The sequence below is a fragment of the Caldibacillus thermoamylovorans genome, from assembly GCF_000751775.1.
GTDB lineage: Bacteria > Bacillota > Bacilli > Bacillales > Caldibacillaceae > Caldifermentibacillus > Caldifermentibacillus hisashii.
On sequence record NZ_CCRF01000044.1, the window covers coordinates 64161 to 88666 of the forward strand.

27 protein-coding genes are annotated in these 24506 nt (G+C 36.7%); 18 read left to right on the forward strand and 9 right to left on the reverse strand.

Annotated elements, in window-relative coordinates; all coding sequences use genetic code 11:
* Positions 1-160: 160 nt before the first annotated feature.
* Together BT1A1_RS06840 and BT1A1_RS06845 are read right to left on the reverse strand one after the other, a co-directional pair.
* Positions 161-775 (reverse strand): CPBP family intramembrane glutamic endopeptidase, encoded by a 615-nt coding sequence (locus BT1A1_RS06840; protein ID WP_034769433.1) that lies wholly within the window; start codon positions 773-775, stop codon positions 161-163.
* A 346-nt stretch (positions 776-1121) separates the two neighbouring features.
* The gene (locus tag BT1A1_RS06845) at positions 1122-1301 is read right to left on the reverse strand and encodes a YkvS family protein (RefSeq protein WP_034769436.1); all 180 of its coding nucleotides are present in this window, start codon (positions 1299-1301) and stop codon (positions 1122-1124) included.
* A 340-nt stretch (positions 1302-1641) separates the two neighbouring features.
* Here BT1A1_RS06845 and BT1A1_RS06850 point away from each other — a divergent pair, with 340 nt between their 5' ends.
* The 5 genes from BT1A1_RS06850 (at position 1642) to BT1A1_RS06870 (ending at position 4898) form a co-directional block, all read left to right on the forward strand.
* Positions 1642-1836, forward strand: coding sequence for a hypothetical protein (locus tag BT1A1_RS06850; RefSeq protein WP_034769438.1), 195 nt, complete (start codon positions 1642-1644; stop codon positions 1834-1836).
* A 128-nt stretch (positions 1837-1964) separates the two neighbouring features.
* Positions 1965-2561 (forward strand): cell wall hydrolase, encoded by a 597-nt coding sequence (locus BT1A1_RS06855; protein ID WP_034769441.1) that lies wholly within the window; start codon positions 1965-1967, stop codon positions 2559-2561.
* A gap of 194 nt (positions 2562-2755) precedes the next feature.
* Positions 2756-3496: a glucose 1-dehydrogenase gene (locus BT1A1_RS06860; RefSeq protein WP_034769444.1), complete on the forward strand. Its 741-nt coding sequence runs from the start codon at positions 2756-2758 to the stop codon at positions 3494-3496.
* A 149-nt stretch (positions 3497-3645) separates the two neighbouring features.
* Positions 3646-3912 (forward strand): phosphocarrier protein HPr, encoded by a 267-nt coding sequence (locus BT1A1_RS06865; protein WP_034769450.1) that lies wholly within the window; start codon positions 3646-3648, stop codon positions 3910-3912.
* A 110-nt stretch (positions 3913-4022) separates the two neighbouring features.
* Entirely contained in the window at positions 4023-4898 is an 876-nt protein-coding gene (locus tag BT1A1_RS06870) for an NAD(P)-dependent oxidoreductase (protein ID WP_034769453.1), read from the forward strand.
* A gap of 279 nt (positions 4899-5177) precedes the next feature.
* Here the strand turns inward: BT1A1_RS06870 and BT1A1_RS06875 are convergent, their stop codons facing one another.
* On the reverse strand, positions 5178-6317 hold the full coding sequence (locus BT1A1_RS06875; RefSeq protein ID WP_034769565.1) for an aminotransferase A: 1140 nt from the start codon (positions 6315-6317) through the stop codon (positions 5178-5180).
* A gap of 359 nt (positions 6318-6676) precedes the next feature.
* On the opposite strand from BT1A1_RS06875, the gene BT1A1_RS06880 reads away from it, so the two are divergent.
* Complete coding sequence (locus BT1A1_RS06880) at positions 6677-7153, forward strand: chemotaxis protein CheW (RefSeq protein ID WP_051989049.1); 477 nt, start codon at positions 6677-6679, stop codon at positions 7151-7153.
* A gap of 147 nt (positions 7154-7300) precedes the next feature.
* Here BT1A1_RS06880 and BT1A1_RS06885 read toward each other — a convergent pair whose 3' ends face one another.
* From BT1A1_RS06885 to BT1A1_RS06895, 3 genes are all read right to left on the reverse strand, one after another.
* Positions 7301-7750, reverse strand: a complete 450-nt coding sequence (locus BT1A1_RS06885; protein WP_095141678.1) for a YkyB family protein — start codon at positions 7748-7750, stop codon at positions 7301-7303.
* A 19-nt stretch (positions 7751-7769) separates the two neighbouring features.
* Positions 7770-8636: a metallophosphoesterase gene (locus BT1A1_RS06890; protein ID WP_034769459.1), complete on the reverse strand. Its 867-nt coding sequence runs from the start codon at positions 8634-8636 to the stop codon at positions 7770-7772.
* A gap of 264 nt (positions 8637-8900) precedes the next feature.
* Positions 8901-9158 carry a glutaredoxin family protein gene (locus tag BT1A1_RS06895; protein ID WP_034769462.1) on the reverse strand — a complete coding sequence of 86 codons (258 nt, stop codon included), beginning with the start codon at positions 9156-9158 and terminating at the stop codon, positions 8901-8903.
* Positions 9159-9256: 98 nt separating this feature from the next.
* On the opposite strand from BT1A1_RS06895, the gene BT1A1_RS06900 reads away from it, so the two are divergent.
* From BT1A1_RS06900 to BT1A1_RS06925, 6 genes are all read left to right on the forward strand, one after another.
* Positions 9257-9496: a DUF1797 family protein gene (locus BT1A1_RS06900; protein WP_034769463.1), complete on the forward strand. Its 240-nt coding sequence runs from the start codon at positions 9257-9259 to the stop codon at positions 9494-9496.
* Positions 9497-9759: 263 nt separating this feature from the next.
* Entirely contained in the window at positions 9760-10215 is a 456-nt protein-coding gene (gene cbpB / locus BT1A1_RS06905; RefSeq protein ID WP_034769464.1) for a cyclic-di-AMP-binding protein CbpB, read from the forward strand.
* A 118-nt stretch (positions 10216-10333) separates the two neighbouring features.
* A complete protein-coding gene (locus BT1A1_RS06910; protein ID WP_034769466.1) occupies positions 10334-11209 on the forward strand; it encodes a LysR family transcriptional regulator in 876 nt (291 codons plus the stop codon).
* 69 nt (positions 11210-11278) lie between these two features.
* Positions 11279-11989, forward strand: a complete 711-nt coding sequence (gene dapD / locus BT1A1_RS06915; RefSeq protein WP_034769469.1) for a 2,3,4,5-tetrahydropyridine-2,6-dicarboxylate N-acetyltransferase — start codon at positions 11279-11281, stop codon at positions 11987-11989.
* A 179-nt stretch (positions 11990-12168) separates the two neighbouring features.
* Positions 12169-13290, forward strand: coding sequence for an N-acetyldiaminopimelate deacetylase (locus BT1A1_RS06920; protein WP_034769471.1), 1122 nt, complete (start codon positions 12169-12171; stop codon positions 13288-13290).
* 94 nt (positions 13291-13384) lie between these two features.
* Complete coding sequence (locus tag BT1A1_RS06925) at positions 13385-14047, forward strand: potassium channel family protein (RefSeq protein WP_034769473.1); 663 nt, start codon at positions 13385-13387, stop codon at positions 14045-14047.
* Between the two features lie 56 nt (positions 14048-14103).
* Here the strand turns inward: BT1A1_RS06925 and rnjA are convergent, their stop codons facing one another.
* From rnjA to def, 3 genes are all read right to left on the reverse strand, one after another.
* Positions 14104-15771, reverse strand: coding sequence for a ribonuclease J1 (gene rnjA, locus BT1A1_RS06930; RefSeq protein ID WP_034769476.1), 1668 nt, complete (start codon positions 15769-15771; stop codon positions 14104-14106).
* Position 15772: 1 nt separating this feature from the next.
* Positions 15773-15982 (reverse strand): DNA-dependent RNA polymerase subunit epsilon, encoded by a 210-nt coding sequence (locus tag BT1A1_RS06935; protein ID WP_034769480.1) that lies wholly within the window; start codon positions 15980-15982, stop codon positions 15773-15775.
* 522 nt (positions 15983-16504) lie between these two features.
* Complete coding sequence (def, locus tag BT1A1_RS06940; protein ID WP_034769485.1) at positions 16505-17059, reverse strand: peptide deformylase; 555 nt, start codon at positions 17057-17059, stop codon at positions 16505-16507.
* A 231-nt stretch (positions 17060-17290) separates the two neighbouring features.
* On the opposite strand from def, the gene BT1A1_RS06945 reads away from it, so the two are divergent.
* From BT1A1_RS06945 to BT1A1_RS17855, 6 genes are all read left to right on the forward strand, one after another.
* Positions 17291-17941, forward strand: coding sequence for a YkyA family protein (locus BT1A1_RS06945; protein WP_051989050.1), 651 nt, complete (start codon positions 17291-17293; stop codon positions 17939-17941).
* A 403-nt stretch (positions 17942-18344) separates the two neighbouring features.
* Positions 18345-19460, forward strand: coding sequence for a pyruvate dehydrogenase (acetyl-transferring) E1 component subunit alpha (gene pdhA / locus BT1A1_RS06950; RefSeq protein ID WP_034769489.1), 1116 nt, complete (start codon positions 18345-18347; stop codon positions 19458-19460).
* 3 nt (positions 19461-19463) lie between these two features.
* Positions 19464-20441: an alpha-ketoacid dehydrogenase subunit beta gene (locus BT1A1_RS06955; RefSeq protein WP_034769491.1), complete on the forward strand. Its 978-nt coding sequence runs from the start codon at positions 19464-19466 to the stop codon at positions 20439-20441.
* Positions 20442-20696: 255 nt separating this feature from the next.
* A complete protein-coding gene (locus BT1A1_RS06960; protein ID WP_034769493.1) occupies positions 20697-22304 on the forward strand; it encodes a dihydrolipoyllysine-residue acetyltransferase in 1608 nt (535 codons plus the stop codon).
* A 276-nt stretch (positions 22305-22580) separates the two neighbouring features.
* Entirely contained in the window at positions 22581-23993 is a 1413-nt protein-coding gene (gene lpdA, locus BT1A1_RS06965) for a dihydrolipoyl dehydrogenase (RefSeq protein ID WP_034769495.1), read from the forward strand.
* A gap of 320 nt (positions 23994-24313) precedes the next feature.
* The gene (locus BT1A1_RS17855; RefSeq protein WP_072012664.1) at positions 24314-24442 is read left to right on the forward strand and encodes a GapA-binding peptide SR1P; all 129 of its coding nucleotides are present in this window, start codon (positions 24314-24316) and stop codon (positions 24440-24442) included.
* The last annotated feature ends 64 nt before the right edge of the window (positions 24443-24506 follow it).

Consider the following 24506-nt stretch of genomic DNA (forward strand, 5'->3'; position numbering starts at 1 on the left):
AAAGGACAGGGTAACCGGGACACCTTCTTTATACGATAAGGAAGTATAAATTACTTGCAAGGAAGCAAATTCGACGTAGCGGAAAATTTTAAGTTTTAAGTATAAATGCACAAGGAAAGCTACAGGAATACATCAAAGCCGAAAAAATCTTATATTTTTATTATCGTAATGGAAAAAAGACAAACAATAGTAAATCAAAAGTTAAGTGTGAGATGACAACAAGCGGCAGGCTGCGTTTCCAAGCATAAAGAGCTCCCCATACGATTCCTGCTATGAAAGCGGCTATAAAAAGTACAATTGATCCTGAATATAATTGTGCTAAACCGTAAAGGAAGGAAGATACAATGACAGCCGGCCAAATTTGGTTGTCTTTAAGCAAACGCTTGAGAATAAATCCTCTCCAGAAAAATTCTTCACCGGGTATTAAAATCAGTACTAAAACAATAAAATGCCAAATCACTTTAGGTGAATATAAATGATATAAACTTGTAATTTGATTTTTAAAATAAGTAAAGTTGATTAAGCGGACAATGGTATCGCCAAGCCAAAAAATAGCATAGAGCATAAAGCCGGACAGTACTCCGTAAAGTAAATAGCGTCCGAGTGATAATTGATCATCAATATCTTCATTTAAAATCGAGTAAGCAATTAACAAAAGCATAGCGCCTGTTAAGATATACCAAAAAACTTTTGCTTGATCAAAGGCGAAAAATATTAGTAAATGGGCTATGGCAAGTCCAAACAGGAATCTCCAATCAGTGAATGTCTTTGTCATATTTGCGAGGCTCCTTTCAAAACATAAATATATTTTAGCATAATTTATGAAGGAGAAAAATGAAAAAAGTAGTGAATATAAAGTAGGAGTGAGGAGAAAAAGTACTCTGCATGAACGGTCACTAAATCTTCCCGCATAAATCAAAGAAGCAAGGGTGGGAAATGCGTACCCATAAATCCCTTATTGGCTCAACTAACAATCAGTGAGGTAGATTCCCCACTGATTGAAGTTTTCACTGTATATTTTACGAGGAGGTCGTTATGGATAGTTGTTTTGAAGCAGTGTGAAAAAGGAAAATTTTTTTCAGTAAAAGTGTACAAATACCGGTGAACGTCCTACATTTTTGTTATTCATCAACAATTATGTAGTTTTTGTGATTAACAACTGTTTTTTCATCCAAATCCATTTCTCGGAAATTTTGCATATAGGTTAAATTCACTATGACAGAGTTTTCATTGACCTTCTCGACAATACCACGAAGACCATTTTTGAATTCGATTACATTCCCAACTGCAGCTTTTCTCATTTTACTTCTCTCCCTTGATTAATTATAATTATAAATTAGTTTGCACTAGATCTTTTTAAAAGTAAAGTACATATGCCAAATTTAGTTGAAAAACCGAGAAACTTTTAACGAGATAGACAAAATCCCGGCAAATTTTGTCAACGGGGAAGACAGTTGGGAAAAGGGGTTGCCCGCCTACGTTCAATTAGACTGGGGGGCATGATATTGTTCACACAAGCGTTGTCACAAGAAGTGGGCTATTTATTGTGTTCTTTGATATTGCTCCTATACTGACTGATGTTTTACATTTCAATATTTCTTCCACTATTCATTATAAAAAGATTCATAGGAGGGATAACATATGGATGAAGAAACAGCACGCGAACTTCTTGATAAACTAGCTTCAGGCAAAATAAATGAATGTTTAATTGAAAAAAGCGATTTTTTGACTTTCCGTAAATATTTGGTTGAGCGCCCGGACTTTAAACATTTCCGCGGTGTTGCCCAACATGGCGGAAATGTAATTTATTATTATATGGAAGAACCAAGAAGTTGATTATTTTCCTTTCCGGTGCACCTCCGTTTGGCAAATAACGGTAAATTAGCCATTCCTCTACTAATGAAGTCTACTAGATTCCTTGTTAACCTAGGATATGTACAATTGATAGGAGGTGCTCTTGAAGCATGGGAAAAAGAGTAATAAAAACGATGATCACAATGCTGGCGATGTTTGCGATGATCGGTTTCGGTACAAACCAAACAGAAGCTGCATCAGTTTACACAGTGAAAAGTGGCGATTCACTTTATAAAATTGGACAAACTAATGGAGTTCCTGTTCAAATCCTCCAGTCTATGAATCACTTAAACTCTGATAAGATTTATCCGGGTCAAAAACTATCATTGCCTGACAGTTTATCAAGCAGTGACAAAGATTTGCTTGCCCGACTTGTTACTGCAGAAGCAAAAGGTGAGCCATATGCAGGGAAAGTTGCAGTTGCAACAGTTGTCTTGAATCGCGTTGACAACCCGAATTTTCCAAACAGTGTCAGAGACGTAATCTATCAAATTGATAACGGGTACTATGCATTCTCACCGGTGGCTAACGGTGAAATTAATAAGCCGGCTAATGCTGAATCGAAAAGAGCAGTACAGGAAGCTTTAGCATTTAGAGGGCAAGGAAATGGCTCATTGTATTTCTATAATCCTAAAACTAGTACAAGCAAATGGATTTTTTCAAAACAAGTTACAGTCAAAATCGGTAACCACGTTTTTGCGAAATAAATGATTAGCATCACACAGGGGTTGTATATTATACAGCCCTTTTTTTAGCTATTTACTTTGTTTTTTTCCAATGTAGGTGAAAAACTCTTGATTTATACATATAATAAGAGTGAAGTTGACTAACAAGGCGTAAAGTATATAGTTAACAACGAAAAGTTTCTTTGACTAATTAATCAACAGAAAGGAATGGGCCGATGTTTCAAAATAAAACGGTTATCGTTACAGGTGGTGCGAATGGGATTGGGAGGAGCATTGTCCAAACTTTTGCAAACGCATTCGCTAATGTTGTTGTAGCGGATGTAGATGTTGAGGCGGGAAAAACATTGGAAAAACAATTATTGGCATCTGGAAAGCAAGTTTTCTTTGTTGAAACAGATATGAGAAAAGAAGAAGAGATTCGCAGACTTGTCGAATTCACTATCCAAAAATATGGAGGGATTGATGTAATAATTAATAATGCCGGTATTTCAAAATTCATTCCATTATTTGAAATGTCTGTTGCAGAATGGGATGATATGCTTAATACAAACTTACGAAGTGCATTTCTTTGTTCAAAAGAAGCTGCCAGATTTATGAAAGAAAAAGGCGGTTCCATTATTAATATTGCTTCTACAAGGGCATTTATGTCAGAACCTAATACAGAAGGGTATGCAGCATCCAAAGGTGGAATCATTGCCCTTACCCATGCTTTAGCGGCAAGTTTGAGTCCCTATCATATTCGCGTAAACTCGGTCAGCCCCGGTTGGATTCATACGGGAGATAAATCGGAATTATCTGAGCGAGACCATAAACAACATTGGTCAGGTCGGGTTGGCGAACCAGCTGATATTGCTCGTGCTTGCTTATTTTTAGCAAATCCGGAAAATGATTTTATCAGTGGAGAAAATATTACCATAGACGGAGGGATGACGAAAAAAATGATTTATGAAGAATAATTATAGGAAATGGGGTTAAATTATCATCGATTCAATAAATTTTATTTATCTGAGCTCCAAATAGTGAACAATTTATCAAATGATATGATATAATAAATCATGCCAAGTTTTTACATACTTTAAAATTAATTGATTGAGGAGTGACTTATATGATTGAAAAGAAATTTAAAGTTATCGCAGAAACAGGTATTCATGCCCGTCCTGCAACATTATTAGTACAAGCAGCAGGTAAATTCGAGTCGGAAATTTCATTACAATATAAAGAAAAAAAAGTTAATTTAAAATCAATCATGGGTGTTATGTCTTTAGGTATCGGAAAAGATGCAGACATTACGATCATCGTTGACGGAAACGATGAAGAATTGGCAATGAATGAATTAACAGAAGTAATAACAAAAGAAGGATTAGCAAAATAATAAATAATATATTGTTAAGGGCGGGCTGTTTATATAGTCCGCCCTTTCAATTATGTAATATGATAAAATGAGGTTATAAGCGATTTTAAAAAAATGAGGTGGTAAGGACAATGGATAATAAGCAAAAACCAGTTGTTGGCTTCATAGGATTAGGTGTAATGGGTAAAAGCATGGCTGGTCATATTTTAAATGGTGGTTACCCGTTATATGTTTATACAAGAACAAAAGAAAAAGCGGCTGAATTACTAGACAAAGGTGCGATTTGGGCAGCGACACCGAAAGAAATTGCTCACCAGGCAAAATATGTGTTTACTATAATTGGAACACCTAATGATGTGGAAGAAGTTTATTTAGGGGAAAACGGCTTAATCACGAACGGAAAAGAAAATACATATTTTATCGACATGACAACCTCTTCACCGACGCTTGCTCAAAGATTATATGAAGAAGGCAAGAAAAAAGGAATACACGTTCTTGATGCACCGGTTTCGGGTGGTGATATCGGAGCCAAGGAAGCCAGACTTGCCATTATGGTCGGCGGAGACCAAAAAGATTTTGATGCTGTTTTACCACTTTTTCAATTGATGGGGAAAAATATCGCCTATTTTGGAAAAGGAGGATCGGGGCAACATACAAAAATGGCAAATCAAATAGCCATTGCTCCTACAATGATTGGTGTTTGTGAATCATTAATTTATGCAAAAAAAGCTGGATTAAATGTTCAAAAGGTTGTTGATTTAATTTCGACCGGTGCGGCTGCAAGTTTTTCTCTTTCCAGTTATGCACCGAGAATATTAAAAGAAGATTACAGTCCCGGCTTTTTTATAAAGCATTTTATTAAAGATATGACGATTGCACTAAATGAGGCGGAAAAAATGAATCTTGACTTACCCGGTTTGACTTTGGCAAAACAGATGTACGAAAAGTTGGCGAAAATGGGTGAAGAAAATAGCGGAACCCAGGCATTGTATAAATATTGGCAATGAATTTGAAAACCGAAGCAAACGGTCTTTCATTCGGTGAAAAGAAAAGGGCGCCATAAAAGCTGAAAATAGCCTTTTATGGATTGCCCTTTTTTTATACGTTAAGAAAGTATAAATTTCCAGCAAAGAAGCAAATTCGACGTAGTTGGAAATTTTAAGAATTAAGTATAAGTGCACAAGGAAAGCTTCACGGGAATACATCGCAGCCGAAAAAATTTTATATTTTTTCGGTGAACTACGGCTTTGCCATCGCCTAAAGGCTCGGCAGTCGCCGAGTTTTCTTTATTTATCAAGTAACCGGTTCAGTCCTTCTTGTAATTTTTCCATCGAACATGCATAAGAGAGTCGGAAATACCCTTCCCCATATTCAGAAAAGGCACTTCCCGGTACGACGGCCACCCCGTTTTCTTTTACCATTTTTAAACAATAATCGAAAGAATTCAATTGAAAATTTGTCGGTATTTTTACAAAAAAGTAAAAAGCACCGTTGGGAAGAACGGTATTGTAGCCCGATTTTACTAGCCGCTCATAAACATAGTCTCTTCTTTTCACATATTCTTCACGCATTAACCTTCCATCATAGAAGCCGGTTGTTAATGCTGCTATTGCGGCTTTTTGTGAAATTGAACTGGCACAAGAAACATTGTACTGATGTACTTTAATCATTTCCTTTGTTAAATAAGCGGGCGCAAAGACAAGGCCGATTCGCCACCCTGTCATGGAGTGAGATTTCGATAAACCGTTAATCACAATTGTCTGTTCAGGTATAAACTCTGCAATTGAAACATGTTCTTTCTCGTATACTAATTCACTGTAAATTTCATCGGCAAGGACAAAAATTGGTTTATTTTTTACAACTTCAGCAATTTCTTTTAATTCTTCCCGCGTTAAACTTACTCCGGTAGGGTTGGAAGGGTAGGGGAGAATAAGGCAACGCGTATGGTTATTTATCGCTTTTTCAATCATTTCAGCCGTTACTTTGAATCCTGTATTTCGTGTATCCAGATAGACCGGCTTTGCTCCGGCAAGTTTAATGAGTGGCTCGTATCCGGGGTAAATCGGGCCAGGTAATAAAACTTCGGTTCCTGGAGTTAAGATTGTTCTTAAAGCAATATCAATCCCTTGAGTGGCTCCTACAGTTACAATGATTTCTGACTCAGGATGATAAACGATACGATATTTTCTTTTGACATAGTTACTTGCTGCTTTTCGAAGTTCTAAATAACCCGCATTCGCTGTATATGAAGTGAAATTTTGGTCAATTGCTTGTTTTGCAACATCTTTTATATGGGAAGGCGTGGGAAAATCCGGTTGACCGATTGTAAGTGAAATGACGTTTTGAACACCTTCAACCATATTAAAAAATTTACGGATCCCCGAGATTTGAATATTCTTTACATTTGGGTTGATTAATTGTTCCATCATGATCCCTTTCCTTAAGCAGTCTCAGTAATATCATACCATATATAAGGAAAACTTGCTTTAACTATTTTACACATATTGATTAATTTGTGACTTTCTGGATAATCAATGTAAGTTTCTTTATATTTACCCCACACAAAGTACAAAAGATCACGAAATCTTTCCCAATGTAAAGGCAATCAAACATGGAATAGTAGAAGATAAGTGCCCGTAAGTGCCCGATTGGTTCAACTAACCATCAGTGGGGATGCCCCCCCCTGATGGAAGTTTCACTTTAAAGAAAGTAGATTTATCTATTATTTTTCTTGTTTGTAAAGTAAAATAAAAGAAGGAATAATAATAGAGAAAGGGAAATCAACATGAAAACGAATGAAAATCATCAGAATACGGTAACTTTGCCTGAGGAAATGATGCTGGTTGAATTTTATTTAGGCAAAGAGCTTTTTGGTATACCGGTAAAGAATGTAAATGAAATTATTATGCCCACTCAAGTGACACCTGTTCCGCGATCAAAACCATATATTGAAGGGATTACCGATATTCGCGGAGAAGTTTTACCGGTAATTGATTTAGCCATGTTCCTGTCAATTCCGGTGCAAGAAAACAGCGAACAGGATCGATTTATCGTTACAGAAATTAGCGAACAGCGGGCAATTTTTCATGTATCAGGTGTAGAACAAATTTTATCAGTAACAAAGATTGAAAAGCCGAACGATTTAAGCAATCGGAATCAGTTTGTTAGCGGAGTTATTAGAAATCAGGAGCAGATTATCCTCCTGCTTGATTTTGAGAAAATGTTTAGCGAAATCATTGCTTTGAATGAACCGGAAATGTAGCAGATAACCTATAGTCGGTAATGATGCCGGTTATTGCTTGCCAAAAGATTATAGAGAATGAACGATGGTACGTTCTTCAATCGTTGGACCAGTCAGAAATACTCCCTTTCTGACTGGTTGTTTTATGTGTTGAGGTTGTACAAGATATTATTCACCCAATCTTTTGAAGAAGGGTTGTTGGTAACGTGGTCGCTGCCTTTTTTGATTTTCGTTTTTTCTAATACCCGTATATAATTGCAAAATTTTTTTGGCTTCTTTCAAAGGGAGAATTGTTTTCGGATTCCGGAAATGGTCATCCAGTTTTCCTAAATGTGTTAGATTATGGATATCTTCTCTTGTGGGGGGAATATGAAAATAATAATTACCACAGGAAATAAGCACATCAAGCTGTTGTTGACTGAATTTCGGATTACGTGAGAAATGCAGTCCAATTTTCTTTGCCTTTCCTTCTGCCAGCATTTTTTTTATAGTAGCATGTTTTAATTGGTATAAATATTTTGAATCAATAGCCGTTTTTGCATGACGATTTACGATGAATAGTGCTTTAGATAAAATTTCAGTTGGGAAGTTGGTCGCTTGTTCACTAGAAGGTTGCATCATCTACTCTCCTTTTCCTTTATGTTTTCAAAGTGAAGATGGTTATTTCCGGACGGGATAAGAGTCGGTAAGGTAATCTCGTTGTTCCAAGTCCCCGATTGACATAAAGCCTGAGATGGTCAGAAATATCGTAGGAACCCTCAACATATTTTTGTCCATAGGGTGGTGTAATCAATGGTCCGATAAATGGCAACTGAATTTGTCCACCATGGGTATGACCGCTAATTTGAAAATCGACCGGATAATGTTTGGCGTCCTCAATTAAATCGGGTGCATGTGAAATTAATAATGTAAAGTAGCGCTCTTGAATTGAGCTGAATGTTTTTTCAAAATCCGGTTGACCAAGCATGGCATCATCAATACCGGCAATAATGATTTCCCCATCATTTCCGATCTTGATGTTTTGAGATTCATTTCTTAACAGCTTAAAATTAGATGCTTCCATGATCTGTTTGTATTTATCGGTTCCCCAACCACCGTGATCATGGTTGCCGTAAACTGCAAATTTCCCGTAAGGTGCCTGAAGATAATTTAAATAAATAACAATCTCTTCGTATTCGTAAAATGAGAGAAGATTATCAACAAGATCACCTGAAAAAATAATGAGATCGGGTTCTTCTTTTGAAATCGTTTGAATGATTTTCTCAAAATGGTCAAAATCTAATTGAAATCCTAAATGTGTATCACTAAATTGGACAATTTTAAAATCATTGAATATGGGAGGTATAAGTGGATGGTTAATATTTTGACGAGTTACTTCAATCCAATTTGGCTCAATATATTTCATATAGGCTTGTCCCACAATTCCTACTAAAGCAGAACCCGCAATCACTTTTCCCAGTTTTTTTAAAAAAGAACGTCTTGATATTTGTTTGTTTAAGTCCATCATCATTTTCCTAATCCAAAAGAATATCTAGTTATATATTACCAAAATACAGAAAAATTTGCATCAAAAATCATCATCTAGTTTGCAGAAGTGAAAAAGACCGATACTGCCAAAGTTAATTTTATTTTTTCCCGGTATACCGGATAAGTGTGGCGGTTATAGCGAGCTAAAGTCTTTTGAATAGTTTAGTGTCAAAAGTGGAAATGTAAGGATATATGAATTAATCATTGCATAGACTTATTTTTTATTACATAATATATCTATTCAACATCGGGATTGATTGAGGAATCTCTTTGATAATTCCGCTTCAATTTCATTAATACGAAAGCCCGAGAAAACTTTTTCTCCGATGACGACTGTAGGTGTTGAATACGATTTAAATTTTTTTACTAACTCATTTTTTGCTTCACGATCTTCTTTAACGTTTTTTTCAATATACGGAATTCCTTTTTCCTGTAAGTATTTCTTGGTAATTTCGCATGGTGGACAATCCGGTTGTGAATATAAAATAATCGGTTTCACTAAAGTTCTCCTTTCCAAAAAAATCTTAATAAATTAATGAAGTTTGGAAAATGGTGCTATTCATATTATACTCGACATAGAATTAGGAGGAAATAATTATGTCTTTATTAGAAGGGATTTTGACCCGATTAAAAACAATGCAAGAAAGTATGGAAGATGCTGAGCGATATTTTGAACAAAATGGGGTCCGAAAATGTAAAGTGAATTATTATGCGAAGACTAAATCCTTTGAACTGAAAATATTTAATGAAGATGGAAAAACGGACGCATTCCAATTTGATAATATTGACATGGTTGCAATAGAAATATTTGATTTGCTGCAAGGCGAGGAATCATAAGAATCTTACTTTTGTAAAAATTATGATGAATGAACATGTTTTTGTCGTATAAATTTGCTAATACGAAATCTTGGTATAACATTATTCGTAAGCCGTTTGGATATTGATCTTCTTAAATAATCCCATTTTTCTACATAATGACAGATGATGTAAAAATATGTCTAAAAAACCATCTAAGAAAGTCTCCTGTTAAAACGGAAATTTTCTACGCAGTATGATAAAATAGATCTGGTTAGAAAAATCATTTTGAGGAGATTTTGCACATGATGGATCTTCAAACAGGAGAGTTTTTAGGGAAAAATATAGGACATTTTATTATATCTTCCGAACGGGTTGCACATGTACAAATCGGTAATAATCTTGAACATGCTTTATTGGTATTAACAAAAACAGGGTATACAGCCATTCCGGTACTTGATCCTGCATATAAATTTCATGGACTTATATCCAGTCCGTTAATATTGGATGCAATTATGGGCTTGGAAAGAATTGAGTTCGAGAAGTTGGAACATTTAGTTGTGGAAGATGTCATGAACCGGAATGTTCCCACTCTTACCGTGAAGGATCCGTTAGAGAAGGGGTTGAAATTATTAATTAATCACCCGTTCGTTTGTACCGTGGACGAAGAAGGTTATTTTGAAGGGATTTTAACCCGCCGTGTTGTCTTGAAACAGTTAAATGCGCTTGTCCATCAATTGAATGTAAAAGAAACTGATTAGCTCCTGAATTTTGGGAGCTTTTCTTGTATTAAAGTATAGCAAATCCATTCCCATTCCGGGATAATGATGATAGAATAAAATTACTTCAGATAAAACTAAATAGGTTTGGTGTGAACAGATGAATCTTACGGAATTGGAACTCCTGTCAGTATTGGCCAATGAAATGAATATGAGAAAAGCTGCAGAAAGACTTTTTGTCACTCAACCTGCTTTATCGCAACGTTTACAATCAATTGAAAAGGAATGGGGTACTTCTTTATTTATTCGTTCTCATAAAGGGTTAACATTAACTCCGGCCGGGGAAAAGGTCATTGAGTTTGCTAATAAAGTACTTGCCATGGAAGAAATGGTAAAAGAAGAGATTCAGTCGCTCCAATCCGAAGTCCATGGAACGTTAAAAATTGCTTGTGCATCCATTGTTGGGCAAAACTGGCTTCCCCAAATTTTAAAATGTTATGTCCAAAAATATCCGCATGCGAAGATATCACTGATTACCGGTTGGAGCAGTGAAATTTTGAAATCAATTTATGAAGATCAAGTTCATATCGGTATTATTAGAGGGACCCCAGAGTGGAAGGGGATTAAAAAGCATTTGTTTAAGGACTATCTTTACTTGGTGGACAAAGAAATTAATCATATCGATGATGTATCAAAAACCAATCGACCGTTTATACAGTTTAAAAGTGACTCGAATTATTTTCAAGAAATTCAAAACTGGTGGCACAAACGTTTTGCAACAAATGCGAAAAGAGTCATCATTGTTGACCAGATTGAAACGTGTAAGCAGATGGCTTTAAATGGAATTGGTTATGCCATTTTACCGGGGATTACTTTACACGGAGTTAGTGAGGATCTAAATAAAATCCCACTTTTGAATGAGAATAATGAACGTATAGGTCGGGACACATGGTTATTAGGGTATAGTACAGCCTTTAAATTAAAACAAGTCAATGCATTTGTTGAAGTGCTCAAAGATTTTTTGCATGAAGATTAACTTCATAATCTGTTGAAATTTATTCTTACTTTATTAGGCAGCTTAAAGGAAAATTTGGGAGGAAAAGAGATGAAAACGATGGACGCAAATGAAATTATTTCTTTTATTCAAAATAGTAAAAAGGCTACACCTGTGAAAGTATACATAAAAGGGGATTTGGATAACATTCATTTTGGTGAAAACATAAAGACTTTCATTAGTGGGGATTCCGGTGTCATTTTTGGTGAATGGTCCGAAATTGAACTTCTCATTCATGAAAATAAAGATAAAATTTTTGATTTCGTTATTGAAAATGATCGGAGAAATTCAGCGATTCCATTATTGAACCTAAAAAATATTAAAGCTCGGATTGAACCCGGGGCAATTATTCGCGACCAGGTCGAAATTGGCGATAATTCGGTCATTATGATGGGAGCGGTTATTAATATCGGGGCGGTTATTGGTGAAGGAACGATGATTGACATGAATGCAGTTTTAGGTGGAAGGGCAACGGTTGGTAAAAACTGCCATATTGGTGCCGGAGCTGTCCTTGCCGGGGTTATTGAGCCACCTTCTGCAAAACCGGTTATTATTGAAGATGATGTCTTGGTTGGTGCCAATGCCGTTATTTTAGAAGGGGTTACTGTTGGTAAAGGTTCCGTCGTTGCTGCCGGTGCCATTGTGACGAAAGATGTTCCGCCATTTTCCGTCGTTGCCGGATCACCTGCAAAAGTCATTAAAGAAATTGATGAAAAAACGAAATCAAAAACGGAAATTATGCAGGAATTAAGACAATTATAAGGGGATAACTAGTTTCAGGAGCTTTTCCGATACATATGTATAGACTGAATAAATGGCAGTCGAGACATAAGGAAAAGCTCTTTTTATAATCCAGAGCTGTTCCGCCACTTTTCAATCAAATCGCAACAATTTTTTTCGAAAAGGGCAAATGGAAGCCTTGAGAAGACAGGAGGCAAAAAATGATTAATTTTAGAAAAATAAGAAGGGATTTACATCAAATTCCGGAACTTGGCTTTCAAGAATATGAAACGCAAAAATATTTATTAGATTTTATTCGTTCCCTGCCGCAAGATCGCTTGGAGGTTAAAACTTGGAAAACAGGGATTTTTGTAAAAGTTAGTGGTCGGGTAGGGAATCGTTTAATTGCTTATCGGACCGATATCGACGGATTGCCGTTAACGGAAGAAACCGGACTTCCTTTTCAATCGAGACATCAAGGACGGATGCATGCGTGTGGACATGATATCCATATGACCGTTGCTTTAGGTGCTTTATCCAAACTGATTGAAGAGCCGATCGATGATGATGCATTATTTATTTTTCAACCTGCTGAGGAAGGACCTGGTGGGGCTCGGCCAATGCTGGATTCGGATATTATCAAAGAATGGTGGCCGAATGTTATTTTTGCCCTGCATATTGCACCGGAATATCCTGCGGGAACAATTGCGACTAAACCGGGATTATTATTTGCCAACACATCGGAACTATTTATTGATCTGGTTGGAAAAGGCGGTCATGCTGCCTACCCTCATCGAACGAACGATATGGTCATTGCCGCCACTCAATTGATTTCGGGACTGCAAACCATTGTTTCAAGAAATGTCGACCCGCTGGACAATGTTGTCGTAACAATAGGGAAACTAACCGCCGGGACTGTCCAAAATGTGATTGCTGAAAGGGCAAGGCTGGAAGGAACAATAAGGACATTATCACCGGAATCGATGATAAAAGTAAAAAAAAGAATTGAGAAGCTTGTAAATGGGATTGAGATTGGATTTGATTGTAAAGCGACCATTGATTATGGGGCAAATTATTATCAAGTATACAATGATGAGAAGATGGTTGCCGAGTTTATCGACATGATTAAAAAGCATACAGATATTCATTTCGTGACATGTCATGAAGCGATGACCGGGGAAGATTTCGGTTATTTTCTTAAAGAAATTCCCGGCTTTATGTTTTGGCTCGGGGCAGGCAGTGAATATGGATTACACAGTACGAAGCTTTCCCCCGACGAAGCTTGTATTGAAACCGGCATAAAAACAGTAAATACGTATTTTCAACAAATAGGGAATGGATGATTTCGTTTTTAAAAATAGTTGAGAAATGTCCATCATCCATTTAAAATTATTTTGAAGTAATTGTGATTCTTATGAGAGACCTGGAGGAATTTTTGTGAAAAAGGAATTTGTCGTCATTGGCTTAGGACGATTTGGCGGAAGTATTTGCCGCGAATTGACGAAACTTGGAATGAGTGTATTGGCCATAGATAAAAATGAGGACTTAGTTAATGAATATTCAAATATTGTCACTCATGCAGTCGTTGGCGATTCGACGGATGAAACTATATTGAAAAGCCTTGGCATCCGTAATTTTGATCATGTTATTGTGGCGATTGGGAATGATATTCAAGCAAGTATTTTGACTACCCTTATTTTAAAAGAATTAGGAGTAAAAATCGTAACATCAAAAGCATTAAATGATTACCATGAAAAAGTTTTACGTAAAATTGGCGCTGATCAAGTAGTCCATCCTGAACGTGATATGGGAAAAAGAATCGCACATAATTTGGTGTCATCGAATGTACTTGATTATCTGGAATTATCTGATAAATATAGTATTGTTGAGATCGCCGTCAATGAAGTGATAGCAGGTTATGCGATTGCCCAGTTAGATATCCGGGCAAAATACGGAATCAATATTGTGGCGATTAAAAGGCACCACGACATCATTGTTTCACCACAGGCAACGGAAGTGATCCAAAACGGTGATATTTTAATTGTCATTGGTTCTGATACCGATATTAATCGGTTTGAGATCAAAATGTTACAAGGATAAGGAATATTAATTAGTAAATATGCAAAAACGCCGCCAAAATTTTGGCGGCGGTTTTTTTAAACTTCCATAATAATCGGTAAAATCATTGGCTTTCTTTTTGTTTTTTCATACAAGAATGGTCCTAGTAAATCACTGATTTCGTTTTTAATTTCAGACCATTGGCTTGTTTTTCTTTCCATAATTTTTTCAAGATGTCTTGAAATCATATTTTGAGCTTCGTTGATTAAATCACCAGATTCGCGCATGTAAACAAATCCTCGAGAGATAATGTCAGGACCGGCTGCAATTTTAAAATTCTTCATATCAATGCTGACAACAACAATAACCAATCCTTCTTCCGATAAAATCCGCCGGTCACGAAGTACAATGTTCCCAATATCACCGATACCGCTACCGTCGATATAAATGGAACCGGATGGAATTTTCCCGGTTACTTGCGCCGCGTCACTGGATAAAGCAAGGACATCACCATTATCCATAATAAAACAATTTTCTTCAGGTATTCCACATTCCATTGCAATTTTCGCATGCGTAATCTGCATACGATATTCACCATGGATCGGTACAAAAAATTTAGGTTGAATAAGTCGCAGCATCAATTTTTGCTCTTCCTGCCCGCCATGTCCTGATGTATGGACATCGCTTAATGCGCCGTAAATAACTTCAGCACCCGCCCGATAAAGCAAATTTATCGTTCGATTGATGCTGGATGTATTTCCCGGTATCGGCGATGAAGAAAATACGACCGTGTCACCGGGGATAATTTGGATCTGCCTATGTGTTCCGTTTGCTATTCTCGACAGAGCAGCCATAGGTTCACCTTGCGTACCGGTGCATAAAATAACAACTTGATTCGCTGGTAATCGATTTAATTGATTGTTATCGATAATTGTATCTTTCGGGCATTTAATATATCCGAGTTGTTGTCCGATTTCCATTGCAGCTTCCATACTTCTGCCAAATACGGCAATTTTTCTGCCGCTTTTTACTGCGGCTTCCGTTACTTGTTGTAACCGGTGAATATTGGATGCAAAGGTTGCAAAGATAATCCGGCCGTCAACTTTCCGGAAAATATCATTTATACTTTCACCGACTTTTCTTTCAGACATCGTAAATTCAGGTACTTCACTATTCGTGCTGTCTGATAATAGACAAAGGACTCCTTCTTTCCCGATTTCTGCCATTTTTGTTAAATTGGCCAGTTCACCAACCGGTGTAAAATCAAATTTGAAGTCTCCAGTATGAACAATATTACCAGGAGGCGTTTTGACAACAATTCCAAACGAATCAGGAATGCTATGAGTTGTCCGAAAGAAGGAAACGGATGTTTTTCGGAATTTGATAACATCCTCTTCTTTTATTTCAATTAAATTGGCTGTCCGAAGTAAGCCATGCTCTTCCAATTTATTGCGGATGAGTTCAATGGCCAATCTACCGGCGTAGATCGGAATATTGATCTGTTTCAACAGATAAGGTACACCGCCGATATGATCTTCGTGACCATGAGTAATAAATAAACCTTTAACTTTTTCCTGATTCTTGACTAAAAAAGAATAATCCGGAATAACATAATCGATTCCAAGTAATTCATCTTCAGGGAACTTAATACCGGCATCGATGATGATAATTTCGTCCTGATATTGAACAGCATACGTATTTTTCCCGATTTCCCCTAAACCCCCAAGGGCAAAAACGGCAGTTTGATCATTTTTTACCAATTTCATATTAAATCTCCATTAACTTAAAATTATTGCTTTGTTTTTCATATTCAAGATAGTTTCCTTCTAATTCTTGAATATGCTCGATTAGATATGGGGTTTCTTTAAATTTCCGATACACTTCTATTTTAGAATCAGCTTCTAAATAAAGCGCCTTTGTCCGTTCCCTGACTGGTATTTGATTTTTTGACTCTTGAACATAAACCTTAAAAATCATTTTGCTTAAACCTCTCCTTAACCGATTTCAAAAATAACTTTCCTTATTATAGCGAAAACAAAAAATAAATGCACGAAATGACCCGAAAAATTTTTTTAAAACTATTTCCATGAATCAATTTTGTACCGAACCAAGTTATTTATATACAGCTTACCACATTCATCATCATGAAATAAAATTTTTTGATTGAGAAAATCATCGTAGAACAAATGAAACTAACTATTTCATGAGTGAAAAAAGGGCAAGTCTATATTTAAGACAAGCCCGATTATGCAATCATTTTTTTTCGTAACAATTCTTTCCAACGATTTGCAAGCTTTTTCTTAAGCTTTTTTAACATCGTTGAACACTCCCTCCAAAGTTTTATCAAACAGAAAACTTTGTTGATTTTTCCGGAACCCATAAACTTATCTCTATTTATATTATATGACAAACCTCTTATAAATTTCATGGTGCAATCTGGAATATTTGTTAAAGTTTTGGATTTCCCTTCTCTATTAAATAAATGATGATTTCAAAAAATTAAAATTCAATAGCAATACCATCTTCAATTGGCCCAAACGGATTTTTTTGGTCAATTCGGTCGTAGAACAGAATCCCGTTTAAATGATCAATTTCATGTTGAAAAGCAATCGCCGGTAGTCCTTTCAGACGTATTTTTACTTCCTCACCGTTCATATTATAGCCTTTCACGGTTACACGGGCGTAGCGAGGAACTAATCCGGGATGAGGCTCATCAACGGAAAGGCAGCCTTCACCGTTTTTTAAATATGATTTTTCTACTGAGTGACTGACAATTTTTGGATTAAATAAAGCATAACTATAGAGTTTTCCTTTTTCATCTTCCACATGAACGGCAATCATTCTTTTTGAAACATTGATCTGTGGAGCGGCCAGACCGATTCCCGGACGTAATCCGTATTTTTGAGCGATTTCTTCATCTTGGCTGTTTATTACATACTCCAATAAGGACTTTAATATTTTTTTATCTTCTTCAGACGGCGGCATTGCTACTTCCTCGGCAACTTTTCTTAATGTCGGGTGCCCGTCACGAATAATATCTTTCATTATTATCACATATATCCCTCCTCGTATAAAACTTTTAACTATAAACAGTCTACCAAACAGTCTAACAAAGTTTTGCCAAAAAGTTAATAAAACAATCTATCATATGGTATAGTAAATGGATTCTATGAATATAGTATAGAAAGTTGGTTTATCGATAGGAGCAAGAGATTTAAGGAAAAACATTTCTGCCATATATTATGCAGTTCAATTATAATATGGATAAAGATTGGAGGTCCTATCTTGAAAAACCGAAATTTAAAATTACAGATTATCTTATTACTGGTTATCGCTATTTTATCCGGATGTTTTTCACGACCGGAGGAAAAGATACATAAAAAACTGGAAGAAGTTGTAAAACTGGAGGAAGATTTTAAAAACGAGCAAAAACCATTGATCAAATTAGAGGAAAAGGAGAAAAAACTTTACGAGCAAATCATCGAATTAGGATATAAGGAACAAGACAAATTGATTGCTCTTGCGGACGAGGCGATCGAACTGTCGAACCAAAGACAGGAACACCTAAATGAAGAAAGAAAAAGTATTGTTACCGCCAGTGAAAAATTTGAATCGGTAAAGAAACAAATTGATAAACTTGAATCATCACAACTGAAAAAAGATGGACAGGAACTTTATGCAATTATGGAAAAAAGATATAAAGTTTATCATCAGCTATATGCTGAATACAGCAAGGCGATAAAAAAAGATAAAAAATTGTATGAAGCCTTTAAAGATAAGAATATGACGCTGGAAAAATTGCAAGAAAAAATTGATGAAATTAACCAAGCTTATGAACAAGTATATTTACTTAACGATCAATTTAATGAATTGACAAAAAAGTACAATAAGAAAAAGTTGGCATTTTATCGTAAAGCCGGACTTATTAAAAAGTAACTCAAAATTGGATTGGGTTACTTTTTTTGAATCTTTAATTGGGGGTATTTGTCTTTCCGTTAAGGTGGGATAAATCATATTAGTAAGTTATTTATGTAATTTTGTACTAATACAGATATGATTTTATTATTAGTACAGAGGGAAACAGAATTTTTTTAAAAAATAACTTATTGAAGAAAAATACTTTTTAAAACCCAAAAAGATTGACGAATTGGTTTTTGTAGGTGTACACTTATTTATGAAAATGATTGTATCAATTTTATTTGATCAACTATTGGTACAGATTAAAAAGTTACCTTGGCGGGGGATAAGAAAGAAATTATTAAAAAAAAATGTTTCTTTTTACGTGTTAAAGGGAAAATATGAGTAGAATAAAAAATTTCATAAAGAAAGGAAGAGAAACATGGCCTCCAAAACGAATAATATTGTGGTCGATCTAGCGAAACAACTTGATGTGGTTGATAAAGAATTTCAAACGTTGCAAATTTTGAATGAAGAAGGGGAAATTGTCAACCAAGATGCTGTTCCGGATCTAACTGATGAACAATTGCAAGAATTGATGCGTCGTATGGTTTATACACGTATTCTTGATCAACGCAGCATTTCATTAAATCGCCAAGGACGTCTCGGTTTTTATGCACCAACAGCCGGTCAAGAAGCTTCCCAAATTGCTTCTCATTTCGCATTAGAAAAGGAAGATTTCATTTTACCGGGATATCGTGATGTACCTCAAATCATTTGGCATGGGTTGCCTTTACATCAAGCGTTTTTATGGTCACGCGGACATTTCCAAGGTATTCAAATACCGGAAGACTTACACATTCTTCCACCACAAATTATTATCGGTGCCCAATATGTCCAAACAGCCGGAGTTGCATTAGGAATTAAGAAAAACGGGAAGAAATCTGTCGCTATTACATATACAGGTGACGGCGGTACTTCACAAGGTGATTTTTACGAAGGTATTAATTTTGCTGGTGCATATCAAGTTCCTGCTATTTTTATTGTACAAAACAATCAATTTGCAATTTCAACTCCTCGTGAAAAACAAACAGCTGCCCGGACGCTTGCACAAAAAGCGGTTGCAGCCGGTATTCCAGGTATCCAAGTAGATGGTATGGATCCATTGGCTGTTTATGCTGCAGTAAAAGAAGCGAGAGAACGTGCAATAAACGGAGAAGGACCAACTTTGATTGAAACATTAACATATCGCTATGGTCCACACACAATGAGCGGTGATGATCCGACCCGTTATCGGACAAAAGAATTAGATAGTGAATGGGAGAAAAAAGATCCATTAGTTCGGTTCCGTAAATATCTGGAAAATAAAGGTATTTGGAATGAAGAAATGGAAGAAAAGGTAATTGAACAGGCAAAAGAAGATATTAAAGAAGCAATTAAGAAAGCAGATGCTGCTCCAAAACAAAAAGTTACTGATTTGATATCGATTATGAACGTAGAATTACCTTCTAATTTAAAAGAACAGTACGAAATTTATAAAGAAAAGGAGTCGAAGTAAGCGATGGCTCAAATGACAATGATTCAAGCAATTAATGATGCGATGCGCCAAGAATTAAAAAGGGATGAGAAAGTATTAATTTTTGGGGAAGATGTAGGGAAAAATGGTGGTGTATTCCGCGCAACCGAAAACCTACAGGCAGAATTTGGCGAAGACCGTGTATTTGACACACCGCTTGCTGAATCCGGAATCGGTGGTCTTGCAATTGGTTTAGCCCTTGAAGGTTTCCGTCCGGTCCCGGAAATCCAATTTTTCGGCTTCGTATATGAAGTGATGGATTCCATTGCCGGTCAAATGGCTCGCTACCGGTTCCGTACCGGCGGGAGTTATAAAATGCCAATTACTTTCCGTTCACCATTTGGTGGTGGGGTTCATACACCGGAAATGCATGCGGACAGTTTAGAAGGGTTAATGGCTCAAACACCGGGATTAAGAGTCGTGATTCCGTCTACTCCTTATGATGCAAAAGGATTATTAATCTCGGCCATTCGTTCAGATGACCCGGTTATCTTTTTAGAACACATGAAACTTTATCGCTCATTCCGCCAAGAAGTTCCTGAAGGTGATTATACCGTTGAAATCGGTAAAGCGGATATAAAGCGTGAAGGTAAGGATATTTCCATTATTAGTTATGGTGCAATGGTTCATGAATCTTTAAAAGCAGCTGAAGAACTTGAAAAAGAAGGGTATTCTGCTGAAGTTGTTGATTTGCGAACAGTAAGTCCGTTGGATGTTGATACGATTGTTGCTTCCGTTGAAAAAACAAATCGTGCCATTGTTGTTCAAGAAGCACAAAGAGTTGCCGGTGTGGCTGCTAATGTCGTTGCAGAAATAAATGAACGAGCCATATTAAGTTTGGAAGCACCTGTATTACGTGTAACTGCACCTGATACAGTATATCCATTCTCACAAGCTGAATCGGTTTGGATTCCAAATTACAAAGATATTATTGAAACGGCTAAAAAAGTATTAACTTTCTAAGCGAAGATATGTGAGGACGGAAAGTAGCGGAACTTTTTCGTCCCTTCCTTCTTTTTATCCAACCTTAGCGGCGAGTCAAATCCTACCTCTAGATTCGGATTTTGCACACATGTAAGTGGGGAATGAATTGCCCGTAAAGGTCAGATTGCTTTATCCAAACATCAGTGTCGATGAAGAAATATCCCACTGATGGAAGTTTCTCTTATTACTCTTAACTTAAACCGCATATGAACAATATCACTAGGAGGGATATTTGTGGCATTCGAATTTAAATTACATGATATTGGTGAAGGCATCACTGAGGGAGAAATCGTCAAATGGTTTGTAAAGCCTGGTGATACCGTTAAAGAAGACGATGTACTTGTTGAAATTCAAAATGATAAATCAGTAGTCGAAATTCCATCACCCGTAGAAGGAAAAATATTGGAAATTAAAGTTTCGGAAGGAGAAACAGCAGTTGTAGGTGATGTACTCGTTACGATTGATGCACCAGGACATGAAAGTGCACAACCTTCATCAGAAACAAAAGCAGAAGCGGCACCTGCGACAGAACCTAGCCAAGTTAGCGGTGGCGTATCATTGTACGAATTTAAATTACATGATATTGGTGAAGGGATTAACGAAGGCGAAATCGTCAAATGGTTTGTAAAGCCTGGTGACATCGTAAAAGAAGATGATGTACTTGTTGAAATTCAAAATGATAAATCAGTAGTTGAAATTCCATCACCCGTTAAAGGGAAAGTATTAGAAATAAAAGTACAAGAGGGAGAAACTGCCGTTGTTGGTGACGTGCTGGTTACATTTGACGCCCCGGGATATGGTGTGACACAAGAAGGACCTGCACCTCAAGCTGAAACATCACAAACACCGGAAGCTGTCGAAACTGCTGCACCTCAAGGAAATCAGCAAACGGCAAATTTCGATCCAAATCGTCATGTCATTGCAATGCCTAGCGTTCGTAAATACGCTCGTGAAAAAGGTATAGATATTCGTTTAGTTGCCGGAACCGGTAAAAATGGGCGAGTATTAAAAGCGGATGTTGATGCATTTGTAAGTGGAGGACAAGCAATAACACAAGCACCAGCCCAACCTTCTCCAGCAGCAGAGACTACATCAGAAAAAGAAACTACACCTGTTCAAAACGTTGTACCAACAGGTGAATATCCGGAAACACGTGAAAAAATGAGCGGAATTCGAAAAGCCATTGCAAAGAAAATGGTTGAATCGAAAACAACTGCCCCTCACGTTACATTAATGGACGAAGTAGATGTGACAAAACTTGTAGCACATCGAAAGAAATTTAAAGAAGTAGCTGCTCAAAAAGGGATTAAACTCACTTTCTTACCTTATGTAGTTAAAGCATTAGTGAGTGCTTTACGTGAATATCCGGCGTTAAATCAATCTCTTGATGAAGCAACACAAGAAATTGTTCATAAACATTATTATAACATCGGAATTGCTGCTGATACCGAGCGCGGCTTAATGGTACCGGTTGTTAAAGATGCCGACCGTAAATCGATGTTTACTATCTCGGCGGAAATCAATGAATTAGCCGGTAAAGCTCGTGAAGGTAAACTTTCTCCTAATGAAATGAGAGGAGGTTCAGCAACTATTTCAAATATCGGTTCTGTAGGTGGGCAATGGTTTACCCCGGTTCTAAATTATCCGGAAGTTGCTATACTTGGAGTCGGACGAATTTCGGAAAAACCAATTGTTCGTGATGGTGAAATTGTAGCTGCACCAATGCTTGCATTATCGTTAAGTTTCGACCACCGATTAATCGATGGCGCAACGGGACAAAGTGCATTGAACCATATCAAACGTTTATTAAGTGATCCTGAATTATTGTTAATGGAAGTATAGAGCCAGATAAAACTCTGAGAAGCTGCATGATCTTTAAAATTTCCAACCTTGATATCAGTGGAAAATTAATGCGAGATTTTTTCTATATTGTTATACTAGGTATGGGGCGTATAGTCATTATGACAAAATATGGAAATGGGGAAATTTTTGCAGCTTCTCTGGCGTTTTTGTAAGTTTTACCGATTTACCGGTAGACAATTAGCAAGTTTAATCAAATGATTCCATAATTTTTATTTACTAACGACCCAGAACTTTTATTAATGGAGGCGTAAAAAAATGGTTGTAGGAGATTTTCCAATCGAAACAGATACAATTGTCATCGGAGCTGGTCCGGGGGGATATGTTGCCGCAATTCGTGCCGCACAATTAGGTCAAAAGGTGACAGTTGTTGAAAAAGATGCTGTCGGCGGTGTTTGCTTAAACGTTGGATGTATTCCTTCAAAAGCATTAATCAACGTTTCACATAAATATCGCGAGGCAAAACATTCTGAAGAACTTGGTATTACTGCGGAACAAGTTAAAGTAGATTTTTCCAAAGTTCAAGCATTTAAAGACAGTGTGGTTAAAAAATTAACAGGCGGAGTTTCCGGCCTTTTAAAAGGTCATAAGATTGAAGTTGTCAAAGGTGAAGCTTACTTTGTCGACAGTAATTCCTTACGTGTAATGACAGAAAAAAGTGCACAAACTTATACGTTTAAAAATGCAATTGTCGCTACTGGTTCCCGTCCAATCGAGCTAAAAACATTTAAATTTTCTAAGCGAGTACTTGATTCTACCGGTGCCCTTGCACTTAAAGAAATTCCGGAACATATTGTTATTATCGGTGGTGGCGTCATCGGTCTTGAACTTGGCGGTGTATATGCTAACTTCGGGACCAAAGTGACCATTTTAGAAGGTATGGATGATATTCTCGGTGGTAATTATGCAAAACAAATGACTCAACTAGTGAAAAAGAACTTTAAAAATAAAGGTGCAGAAATTATTACTAAAGCAATGGCTAAAGGTGTGGAAGAAAGTGACACCGGTGTAGTTGTTACATATGAAGCCGGCGGAAAAGAAGAAAAAGTTTCTGCTGATTATGTATTTGTTATGGTCGGGCGCCGTCCGAATACAGATGAATTAGGTCTTGAACAAGCAGGGGTTAAATTAACGGACCGTGGCTTAGTTGAAATCGATAAACAATGCCGGACCAATGTAGCGAATATCTATGCGATCGGTGATATTGTTGCCGGGCCGCAATTGGCTCATAAAGCCTCTTATGAAGGGAAAATTGCTGCTGAAGCCATTGCTGGACAACCGTCTGAAATTGATTATCTTGGTATTCCTGCTGTTGTTTTCTCAGATCCTGAACTTGCAACTGTAGGATACACGCCAGAGCAAGCCAAAGCAGAAGGCATTGAAGTTACGGTAGGTAAATTCCCTTATGCGGCATTGGGCCGTTCATTAGCATTAAATAATACGGAAGGCTTTTATCAATTAGTCGTACGTAAAGAAGACGGTGTCGTCATTGGCGGTCAAATCGCCGGACCAAATGCTTCCGACTTAATTGCGGAAATCGGTCTGGCTGTTGAAACGGGTGTAACGGCTGAAGATATTGCCTTAACGATCCATGCGCATCCTACATTTGGCGAAATTGCCATGGAAGCTGCCGAAGTTGCTTTAGGTACGCCTATCCACATTTTAAAATAATATCTACTGATAACAGTACTCCGGGCTATATGCTCGGGGTATTTTTTTGTACACTAAGAAACCAACATAGCAACAATCATGAAAAAGGGTTTATTTACATAATAACTTTATTTCATTTTGATTTGTACTATTCTGTTAAACGCTTTTTACTAGCATACAACTGCAATGATAAAAAAAAATAAAAATGTATATCACAATACGGTTAAATTTAAAAATTTATTAATATATATTGACAGATAATGAAATATAATATATTATATAACTACAAATTGTATAACACATTAGATTATTATGTTACATTAATTGAAAGGGGAATCACAATGGGTCAAATTGTATGTTCTGTTTGCAACTCTACAGTAGATTATTTTGAGGATGAAAAAGTTACCGTGCTGTATGGACAGTGTTCCAGTAGCGATTGCGAACATCATCATCATGATTATGAAGAATAAGAAAAAAGGGGTATTTGTTTGTTTACTTGAAGGGGATACATACTAATTGTATCCCTTATTTTAT

Bases quoted from the DNA above. Each gene is read 5' to 3' on its own strand.
- BT1A1_RS06840 (WP_034769433.1), bottom strand. From the start codon at position 775: ATGACAAAGACATTCACTGATTGGAGATTCCTGTTTGGACTTGCCATA.
- BT1A1_RS06845 (WP_034769436.1), bottom strand. From the start codon at position 1,301: ATGAGAAAAGCTGCAGTTGGGAATGTAATCGAATTCAAAAATGGTCTT.
- BT1A1_RS06850 (WP_034769438.1), top strand. From the start codon at position 1,642: ATGGATGAAGAAACAGCACGCGAACTTCTTGATAAACTAGCTTCAGGC.
- BT1A1_RS06855 (WP_034769441.1), top strand. From the start codon at position 1,965: ATGGGAAAAAGAGTAATAAAAACGATGATCACAATGCTGGCGATGTTT.
- BT1A1_RS06860 (WP_034769444.1), top strand. From the start codon at position 2,756: ATGTTTCAAAATAAAACGGTTATCGTTACAGGTGGTGCGAATGGGATT.
- BT1A1_RS06865 (WP_034769450.1), top strand. From the start codon at position 3,646: ATGATTGAAAAGAAATTTAAAGTTATCGCAGAAACAGGTATTCATGCC.
- BT1A1_RS06870 (WP_034769453.1), top strand. From the start codon at position 4,023: ATGGATAATAAGCAAAAACCAGTTGTTGGCTTCATAGGATTAGGTGTA.
- BT1A1_RS06875 (WP_034769565.1), bottom strand. From the start codon at position 6,317: ATGGAACAATTAATCAACCCAAATGTAAAGAATATTCAAATCTCGGGG.
- BT1A1_RS06880 (WP_051989049.1), top strand. From the start codon at position 6,677: ATGAAAACGAATGAAAATCATCAGAATACGGTAACTTTGCCTGAGGAA.
- BT1A1_RS06885 (WP_095141678.1), bottom strand. From the start codon at position 7,750: ATGCAACCTTCTAGTGAACAAGCGACCAACTTCCCAACTGAAATTTTA.
- BT1A1_RS06890 (WP_034769459.1), bottom strand. From the start codon at position 8,636: ATGGACTTAAACAAACAAATATCAAGACGTTCTTTTTTAAAAAAACTG.
- BT1A1_RS06900 (WP_034769463.1), top strand. From the start codon at position 9,257: ATGTCTTTATTAGAAGGGATTTTGACCCGATTAAAAACAATGCAAGAA.
- cbpB (WP_034769464.1), top strand. From the start codon at position 9,760: ATGATGGATCTTCAAACAGGAGAGTTTTTAGGGAAAAATATAGGACAT.
- BT1A1_RS06910 (WP_034769466.1), top strand. From the start codon at position 10,334: ATGAATCTTACGGAATTGGAACTCCTGTCAGTATTGGCCAATGAAATG.
- dapD (WP_034769469.1), top strand. From the start codon at position 11,279: ATGAAAACGATGGACGCAAATGAAATTATTTCTTTTATTCAAAATAGT.
- BT1A1_RS06920 (WP_034769471.1), top strand. From the start codon at position 12,169: ATGATTAATTTTAGAAAAATAAGAAGGGATTTACATCAAATTCCGGAA.
- rnjA (WP_034769476.1), bottom strand. From the start codon at position 15,771: ATGAAATTGGTAAAAAATGATCAAACTGCCGTTTTTGCCCTTGGGGGT.
- BT1A1_RS06935 (WP_034769480.1), bottom strand. From the start codon at position 15,982: ATGATTTTTAAGGTTTATGTTCAAGAGTCAAAAAATCAAATACCAGTC.
- pdhA (WP_034769489.1), top strand. From the start codon at position 18,345: ATGGCCTCCAAAACGAATAATATTGTGGTCGATCTAGCGAAACAACTT.
- BT1A1_RS06955 (WP_034769491.1), top strand. From the start codon at position 19,464: ATGGCTCAAATGACAATGATTCAAGCAATTAATGATGCGATGCGCCAA.
- lpdA (WP_034769495.1), top strand. From the start codon at position 22,581: ATGGTTGTAGGAGATTTTCCAATCGAAACAGATACAATTGTCATCGGA.
- BT1A1_RS17855 (WP_072012664.1), top strand. From the start codon at position 24,314: ATGGGTCAAATTGTATGTTCTGTTTGCAACTCTACAGTAGATTATTTT.